Origin of the sequence: Staphylococcus sp. HMSC068G11, assembly GCF_001815825.1 — a bacterium.
Lineage (GTDB): Bacteria > Bacillota > Bacilli > Staphylococcales > Staphylococcaceae > Staphylococcus > Staphylococcus epidermidis.
Genome location: NZ_KV822096.1, coordinates 1 through 7126, shown reverse-complemented (window position 1 = coordinate 7126; position 7126 = coordinate 1). Strand labels below are relative to the sequence as shown.

At 28.8% G+C, this 7126-nt stretch carries 9 protein-coding genes; 5 read left to right on the top strand and 4 right to left on the bottom strand.

Annotation, left to right across the window (positions count from 1 at the left end):
• The first annotated feature begins 373 nt into the window (after positions 1-373).
• From HMPREF3058_RS08245 to HMPREF3058_RS08225, 5 genes are all read left to right on the top strand, one after another.
• Positions 374-724 carry an SAUGI family uracil-DNA glycosylase inhibitor gene (locus HMPREF3058_RS08245; RefSeq protein WP_070731356.1) on the top strand — a complete coding sequence of 117 codons (351 nt, stop codon included), beginning with the start codon at positions 374-376 and terminating at the stop codon, positions 722-724.
• A gap of 86 nt (positions 725-810) precedes the next feature.
• Positions 811-1122, top strand: coding sequence for a DUF960 family protein (locus tag HMPREF3058_RS08240; protein ID WP_029051860.1), 312 nt, complete (start codon positions 811-813; stop codon positions 1120-1122).
• Between the two features lie 15 nt (positions 1123-1137).
• Entirely contained in the window at positions 1138-1641 is a 504-nt protein-coding gene (locus HMPREF3058_RS08235; protein ID WP_049330307.1) for a DUF1643 domain-containing protein, read from the top strand.
• A 159-nt stretch (positions 1642-1800) separates the two neighbouring features.
• On the top strand, positions 1801-2895 hold the full coding sequence (locus HMPREF3058_RS08230; RefSeq protein ID WP_070731354.1) for a DNA methyltransferase: 1095 nt from the start codon (positions 1801-1803) through the stop codon (positions 2893-2895).
• The gene (locus tag HMPREF3058_RS08225) at positions 2888-3721 is read left to right on the top strand and encodes a DNA-methyltransferase (protein ID WP_070731352.1); all 834 of its coding nucleotides are present in this window, start codon (positions 2888-2890) and stop codon (positions 3719-3721) included. Before HMPREF3058_RS08230 ends, HMPREF3058_RS08225 begins: the two co-directional genes overlap by 8 nt.
• Before the next feature lie 33 nt (positions 3722-3754).
• Here HMPREF3058_RS08225 and HMPREF3058_RS08220 read toward each other — a convergent pair whose 3' ends face one another.
• The 4 genes from HMPREF3058_RS08220 to HMPREF3058_RS11955 all read right to left on the bottom strand — a co-directional run bounded on the left by HMPREF3058_RS08220 (position 3755) and on the right by HMPREF3058_RS11955 (position 6895).
• Positions 3755-4654, bottom strand: a complete 900-nt coding sequence (locus HMPREF3058_RS08220; protein WP_070731349.1) for a hypothetical protein — start codon at positions 4652-4654, stop codon at positions 3755-3757.
• Positions 4635-5819, bottom strand: coding sequence for a hypothetical protein (locus HMPREF3058_RS08215; protein ID WP_070731346.1), 1185 nt, complete (start codon positions 5817-5819; stop codon positions 4635-4637). The genes HMPREF3058_RS08220 and HMPREF3058_RS08215 overlap by 20 nt, the downstream gene beginning before the upstream one ends.
• A 1-nt stretch (position 5820) precedes the next feature.
• Positions 5821-6396 (bottom strand): hypothetical protein, encoded by a 576-nt coding sequence (locus HMPREF3058_RS08210; protein ID WP_070731344.1) that lies wholly within the window; start codon positions 6394-6396, stop codon positions 5821-5823.
• 325 nt (positions 6397-6721) lie between these two features.
• Positions 6722-6895 carry an LPXTG cell wall anchor domain-containing protein gene (locus HMPREF3058_RS11955; RefSeq protein WP_017465248.1) on the bottom strand — a complete coding sequence of 58 codons (174 nt, stop codon included), beginning with the start codon at positions 6893-6895 and terminating at the stop codon, positions 6722-6724.
• Between the last annotated feature and the right edge of the window lie 231 nt (positions 6896-7126).

Genomic DNA, 7126 nt, shown 5'->3' with positions numbered 1-7126 from the left:
TTATATTGAAATTGCTAAAGAACATCCCACGATGTTTTTTTATCGGGAAAGGAATGGGATTTGCTTATTCCATGAAACAGAAGGATTGTGCAAGCACAATCCCAAAATCCCGTTATTCTTTATAAATAAATAATATATATAAGGAAGCAGAGACCCAACCCTATCATCAATACTTATAAATAATGAGTTGATTGTTCGTCAAAATGAGTGGGATTCCGGGATTTCCTTGTTACACCAACGTTTATCACGGTTTTTTATATGGAATTTTCTCATATTGTAAACGGGATCAGTAATAAATGACAAATCAAATATATATTATCTCAATGATGTATATGAAGTACATCACTATCACACTATCTAGGGAGGCAATGATATGAAAACAACTACTCAAGAACTCAAACAATATATGACTCGTTTATTCCAATTATCTAACAATGAAACATGGGAATGTGAAACACTGGAGGAAGCGGCAGAAAATATTCTACCGGAACGTTTTATTAATAATTCTCCACTTGCGCATCTTACACTTGAAACTTATACCTACTATAATGATGAGCTACATGAGCTAAGTATCTATCCATTTCTTATGTATGCCAACAACCAACTTATCAGTGTCGGTTACTTGGACCATTTTGATATGGATTTTCTATACCTCACAGATACTAAAAATACGATTATCGATGAACGTCATTTACTAAAAGAAGGAGGGAATAACCATGAATAATTGGATCAAAGTGGCACAAATATCTGTTACGGTTATTAGCCAAGCGATTATCATCATGAAAGAAATTCAAGACGAGGTAAAATAATATGAAAATCAATCGATATATCACAAGAGGCATTAGTGAACACCTATCTCTAGACCTTCAAATCTTACTTTGGAAGATGGTAAAAGAAAGAGATAATCAACCTCATACAGATTACCTACACATTTTCAGATTACAAGAAGATGAGAGTATACTCTCAATCACACATGAACAAGAACAACCCGCATACAAATTGGAATATCACTATACAAACTATGTAGAAAATCAAAATGCATTACCTAAGAAAGTCTATGTCATTCGTGAAGATGATGTAGATGTTTTTTATTATGTAATGCTTTTACCAGAAGAATATTAAAAAGGAGTGACGATGATGAATACAATCAAAAGTACGATACACACAGAAGCGATTTTTAGTGACGATGAACAACACCGCTATTTGCTTAAAAAGACGTGGGATGAAAAGAAACCCGCATGTACAGTGATAACGATGTATCCTAATTTAGATGGCGTATTATCACTCGATCTTACTACGGTTCTCATTCTCAACCAATTAGCTAATTCTGAACAATATGGCACTGTATATCTTGTAAATCTATTTTCGAATATTAAAACACCCGAAAATCTTAAACATATCAAAGAACCATACGATGCGCACACAGATATTCACTTAATGAAATCGATAAGTGAAAGTGACACAGTGATTCTAGCTTATGGGGCTTATGCGAAGCGGCCAGTTGTTATCGAACGTGTTGAACAAGTGATGGAAATGTTAAAACCTCATAAAAAGAAAGTCAAAAAACTCATAAACCCAGCAACAAATGAAATCATGCATCCACTTAACCCTAAAGCACGTCAAAAATGGACATTGAAATAAAAAAGACCCTTATTTCTGAATTATTGATCTATTCAAGAGTTAAGAATGAATCAATACTTTGATTCTTAAGTTTAAATATTCGTATCTAACTAGATATGTTAGAATGTAAATTAGCAAAAAACAATGTTATAATTTATTTTTATGAAAAGGTGAATGTTTATGGCCAATCAAATGTTAAAATTCGAAGTTTTATCTAGTGTAAGTAACCCTAATTCAATACATGGCCTTTATCCATATAGAGGAAAAATATCTGGTATAGATGCTCAAAAAATTATAAGTCAATTTAATTCTAATCATACACTATTAGATCCCTTTTGTGGCTCAGGAACAATAGTATACGAAGCACAAAAACAAGGTATGAATGCTATAGGAATAGATAGCAATCCTATAGCAATAAATATAAGCAAGGCTAAAACAGAATTAGTGAATATTTCAGATAATAACAAATATATTAATGAAGCTTTAGATATAATTGGTCATGCTAAACGAGATATGGAAACTTTAAATTACAGCTCAATGCCTTCTAAGACTCAAACATTATTTCATCCTTCATCTGCTAATGAAATAATGTGTGTAAAAAATTACTTTGATCAAATGAGTGATTACGTAAAAGGAGCTTATTTTGGTTCAATTGCTCTTACAGCACGTGGAAATAATAATTATAAATGGACTTCAAGTACTGTAGGGAAAAATATAGAGCCTAAAAGATATATTTCTTTTTTTGATAAATTCATAATGAAAACTAAAAAGCATTCTAGATTTTTGAATAATTCAAAAGACTCGAAAACAGCTTCGATATTAAAAGCTGACTCAAGATATTTAAATAAAGAAATACCTGATAATTCAATTGATATTGTTTTTACTAGTCCACCTTACTTTGATGCTTTAGATTATACAGCATACTATGCAAAATTAATATATGATATTCATAATGTAGACAGACTTAAAATCAAAAATACATTAATTCAATCCTCAAAATCATATAAAACTGATATGGAACTTGTTTTGCATGAGATGGATCGTATTACAAAAGACAATTCAATTATAGTTTTTGTAGTAGGAGATAAAAAAACTAAAAATGAAATTATTAACGGAGGAGAATTCTTTTCTAGTATATGGAAAGCAAGTTATATTGAAGAAAGACATTATTCTGGATCCTCTAGTAAAATATTTGATTCTTTAAATAAAACTAAACGAAAAGAGCAAATTGTAGTATGGGAAAAAAAAGATGGTGAGGTAATTTATTATGAATAATAATCAATTTCCTAAAGTTGATATTCACTTAGGAGATAGTAGAAATATGAGTAAAATAGCTTCAAATTCTGTAAACCTTATTGTAACTAGTCCACCTTATGGCGCATTAAAAGATTACGAAAATGACAAACAAATCGGAAAAACCCAGGCATATAACGAATATATAGAAAATTTGAATAAAGTTTGGGATGAATGCGTACGAGTTTTAGCTCCTGACGGTAAATTAGCCATTAATATTATGCCACTGTTTCAAAGTGGTAAAGCTACTAAATTTAATAGACGTGTGACTAGATTGGTAATTAATGATATAGAAAATTATTTAGAATCTACTGGAGAGATGTTTCTTTTATCATTATTTATATGGGATAAAAGAAAAATAACTCGTTTTAGTTCCTTTGGTAGTTATCCTTATCCAACTAATATTTTTTCTACTTACCCTTATGAATGGATTATAGTATTCTGTAAAGGAGGTAAAAGACAGCCTGTCTCACGAGAAATTAAAGAAAAATCTAAATTGACCACCCAGGAATGGCAAGAGTGGGCAGTTAACTCATTTTGGGAAATGCAACCAGCAAAAGCAAAAGCAGAGAAACATCCTGCACCTTTCCCTAAAGAACTTCCCCATAGAATAATCAAATTATATAGCTTTTATGGTGATACTGTTTTAGATCCATTTATGGGTACTGGAACAACAGCTGAAGCAGCTATTGAGTTAGGTAGAAATGTAATAGGGTATGAGTTAAATAATGAATATATATCTTTAATAAATAATAAAATTAAAAGGGCATTAAATAATCAAAATCAGATTACTTTTGATTTAGATTAAAAAGGCGGTAAGTATTCTTTTACTTCCGCCTTTTTATTTTAATGCATCTTTCAATGATATAATTTCATATGACCCATTAATATATTTAATAATACCACAACTTAACAGAGCAATATTAGACTGATCATTAAAAAGTTGAATTAATTTAGTAGATATATCATCGACTTTTTCTTTTATATAAAGTGTAGATAAACACCAAATTGCCGCAGCAGATATTAAAGGTATCCTATTTCCTTCATTATATAAAAGAGTATATAAACGACTTCTTTTATTTCCAGTATCTTCTTCTAAAAAACCTGGTGGCAATAAGTTTTTTTCATCACCACCTATAGAAATACATAATAAATAATCTCCGTTGAAATTTGAATTTTTTATAGCGTCGTTATATTTAGAAAATTGCTCTACAAATCTTTCATCATTTAAAGCATCATCCAAAGTAGTTTTAGTTTCAATTAAAACTACTTCGTTTTTTTTATTGTATATCCCGACGTCGACTCTTCCAGGTCGATCAGTTATATCACTTGGAGCGGGAATTTCTTCACTTGTTTTAAAGTTATCTCCTAATATATTTTTTAAAATACCCATTTCCCATTTTTGAATCCTTTGTCTTTCTTCTATTTCAGTGAAAGTTTGCAGAGAATTGATTGGATTCGTAAAACTAGAAACAACTGGTAAATCGGCCAATTTTTTTTCAAAAAAATTATAATTACTATATAAATTATTTATTTTTTCTTTATATTCTTTTGAAAGCTCTCCGAAAGCACAAAAGTTACACAAAAAACATTTCGATGTAAATTGTAATTCTCCGTTTTTTTCAATTACACCTTTACATTTTCCACTAACTGGTATACTAAAAGGTATACTTTTATTCACTATTTTATTGGGATTTAAAAAATCAGTGATATTTTTATATTTATTGAACGAATATCGCATACTTGTCTTCCTTTATGTAGTCATTAATATTTTGAATTACGCAGGTGGGCGCATCAATTTCTAAAACAGATTCATTAATTATAGAAATTGGTTTTATAAATTTATCATCTATTATTTCAAAGGGTAATCCAACAATCCTACCTATTTCTAATTCTGAATCGATCATATTTTCAATTTTATTTTTATCTAAAACCAATTCTTCAAAAATAGGTGAAGATCTAAATAAATTCACTAAGTTATTAAATGAAACTTTCAAATTATTATTACTAGCATAATTTAAAACTTTTATTAAAAAATATCGTCTCATTAATAATTTAGGATTAACTTTTTTTTCTGAATTCCTCTCTGCTGCACCATTTCTTTCCCTTTTAGATCCAACATTTTTATTTAAACGCGAGTAGAATAAGGGATTTTCAATATATGGAGTACTTTTAAAAATTTTTATTGTTTTAGAGGTAATGTTAAAATTATATTCATTTAGTCTCTTCTTATTAAGAATATCCCGATATAATTTATGAGCAGGAATATTTGACAAAGGCTGTTTTACTAGTTCGATAAAACCAGCAGTTAAACACCAACTTATTAATTTTGATCTTGTTCTAGATACGCTATCATTTGTACTGCCTAATTTTAAATTACTAATAGGTTCCTTAGTTTTAGGATAACCAACATAAATTTTAGAAGATTTAAATTTCACTCCTTGTTGTACATAAGCAGTATGTAAAAGTCCAAGAATAGGACCATAAGATAATACTGCTTTTTCAATGATTTTTTCCATCTCATTACTTAAATAATCTGTTTTTACGAATTCAATTCCTAAATCAGTAATTTCATAAAAGTCTTTATTTTTTCTGATAAGGCCTAAAGCTTCTAAAGAACCAGCTGTATCACTTACTGCTTTACTTTTAGTTGAATCAGATTCAACACTTTGAGTGGCATAACAGGTAGCATTATCTAGTGAATTATCTAAATAAGGACAATAGTAATAGCCTAAGTTTTTTTTTAATAAGGGACAATTATCTAAAATAGTTACTTCATTAATACTATCATACTTAAGATCATTTAATTGAAATTCATTAGATTTCCCTTGAGTGTGAATCGTTTTTAAAATACTATGTAAGCATTCTATACGACTTCCGTACTTACGATTTAATAATAAAGACATTTTATTCCCCTTTTATCAAATTATTTATAGAATATATATTGCTAATAGAGTCGTCGTAGTTACTAATAAACTTAAATGTAAAAGAAAACTCAGGATATAACTTACTTAGGTCATCGATTACCTTCTCATAAGCTCTTTTGTATTTCCCATTTGAATCTTTATCTCTATGTATAACTTTGTATAATACTATTGTCGATTTAGAATTATCTAACTCAACTATATCAATTATAATACTTCTAGAATAGCCATTTGTTGATACCTTTGAAAAATATTTTTTCTGTGGAAATACTAAGTTAAGAAAATAAGCAAGATGAACGATTTCATCTATTAAAGCACTATGATTTTTAAATGATAAATCTTCAACATTTTTATCTTTTAGTTTCATCTCACATAAGCCACACTCTTTACACCCTGGTAGAGTAAATAATATTGATTCTTCATCATCGTAACTTAATTGAAAAAAAGGGCATAAAGGAAATTTCTTTAAAGGCTTTAGTTTATTATTAATTACATTTTCTATTGAGTTATTAGTACTAAATTGTAAATAAACACTATCTAATGGTTCATTAAAATTCATTATTTCTCCTTAAAAATTTAATATACTATTACATTGAATATACCATAACTTACAACTAATAGCACAACATAATATATATGTAATTTTTAAAAATTATAATATAAAAACATTAAAAATAAATAATATAATCGTCTTGTAATACGGTATTACTTTTTTGAAAATTAAAAAACCGCATCACTTATGATATGCTTCTCCCTACCAGTGTTTTTACTAAAAAAAACCTCTTCAAAGTTTTCATTTTCAAGATCTACTTTGAAGAGATTATATTATTTTATAAAAGAATTTACTCGACTCGTCTACTTCTTATTCATTACTCATATTAACTTTATTTAGATTTTGAAGTTTTTCTAACTATTAATAATGAACCTGCAGCTAATAATACAGAGGCAATAACTGTAACTAAACCAGAGTTAGATTGTTCACCTGTTTCTGGCAAAGCATTAGTTGCTGATTGAGCACCTTGTCCATTTTCTTGAGCTGTATTGTTGTTAACAGCCACCTGATTTTCTTTAAAAGATTTATTTAAATTATAATTATCATAATCTACATTTCATCATCTTTAAATAAATCAGCTGCTTCCTTATCGGTATGGACTCTTAAGTTATATCCTTCATCATTAACATATTCTTTATTACGTGCAACATATTGTTGATAAGAGTCATCATAACTTGTTATAACCCCAGGACCGCCGCCTTCACCTCATTGAGCAAGATCACCGTCATATTAAAGT

Bases quoted from the DNA above. Each gene is read 5' to 3' on its own strand.
- HMPREF3058_RS08245 (WP_070731356.1), top strand. From the start codon at position 374: ATGAAAACAACTACTCAAGAACTCAAACAATATATGACTCGTTTATTC.
- HMPREF3058_RS08240 (WP_029051860.1), top strand. From the start codon at position 811: ATGAAAATCAATCGATATATCACAAGAGGCATTAGTGAACACCTATCT.
- HMPREF3058_RS08235 (WP_049330307.1), top strand. From the start codon at position 1,138: ATGAATACAATCAAAAGTACGATACACACAGAAGCGATTTTTAGTGAC.
- HMPREF3058_RS08230 (WP_070731354.1), top strand. From the start codon at position 1,801: ATGGCCAATCAAATGTTAAAATTCGAAGTTTTATCTAGTGTAAGTAAC.
- HMPREF3058_RS08225 (WP_070731352.1), top strand. From the start codon at position 2,888: ATGAATAATAATCAATTTCCTAAAGTTGATATTCACTTAGGAGATAGT.
- HMPREF3058_RS08220 (WP_070731349.1), bottom strand. From the start codon at position 4,654: ATGCGATATTCGTTCAATAAATATAAAAATATCACTGATTTTTTAAAT.
- HMPREF3058_RS08215 (WP_070731346.1), bottom strand. From the start codon at position 5,819: ATGTCTTTATTATTAAATCGTAAGTACGGAAGTCGTATAGAATGCTTA.
- HMPREF3058_RS08210 (WP_070731344.1), bottom strand. From the start codon at position 6,396: ATGAATTTTAATGAACCATTAGATAGTGTTTATTTACAATTTAGTACT.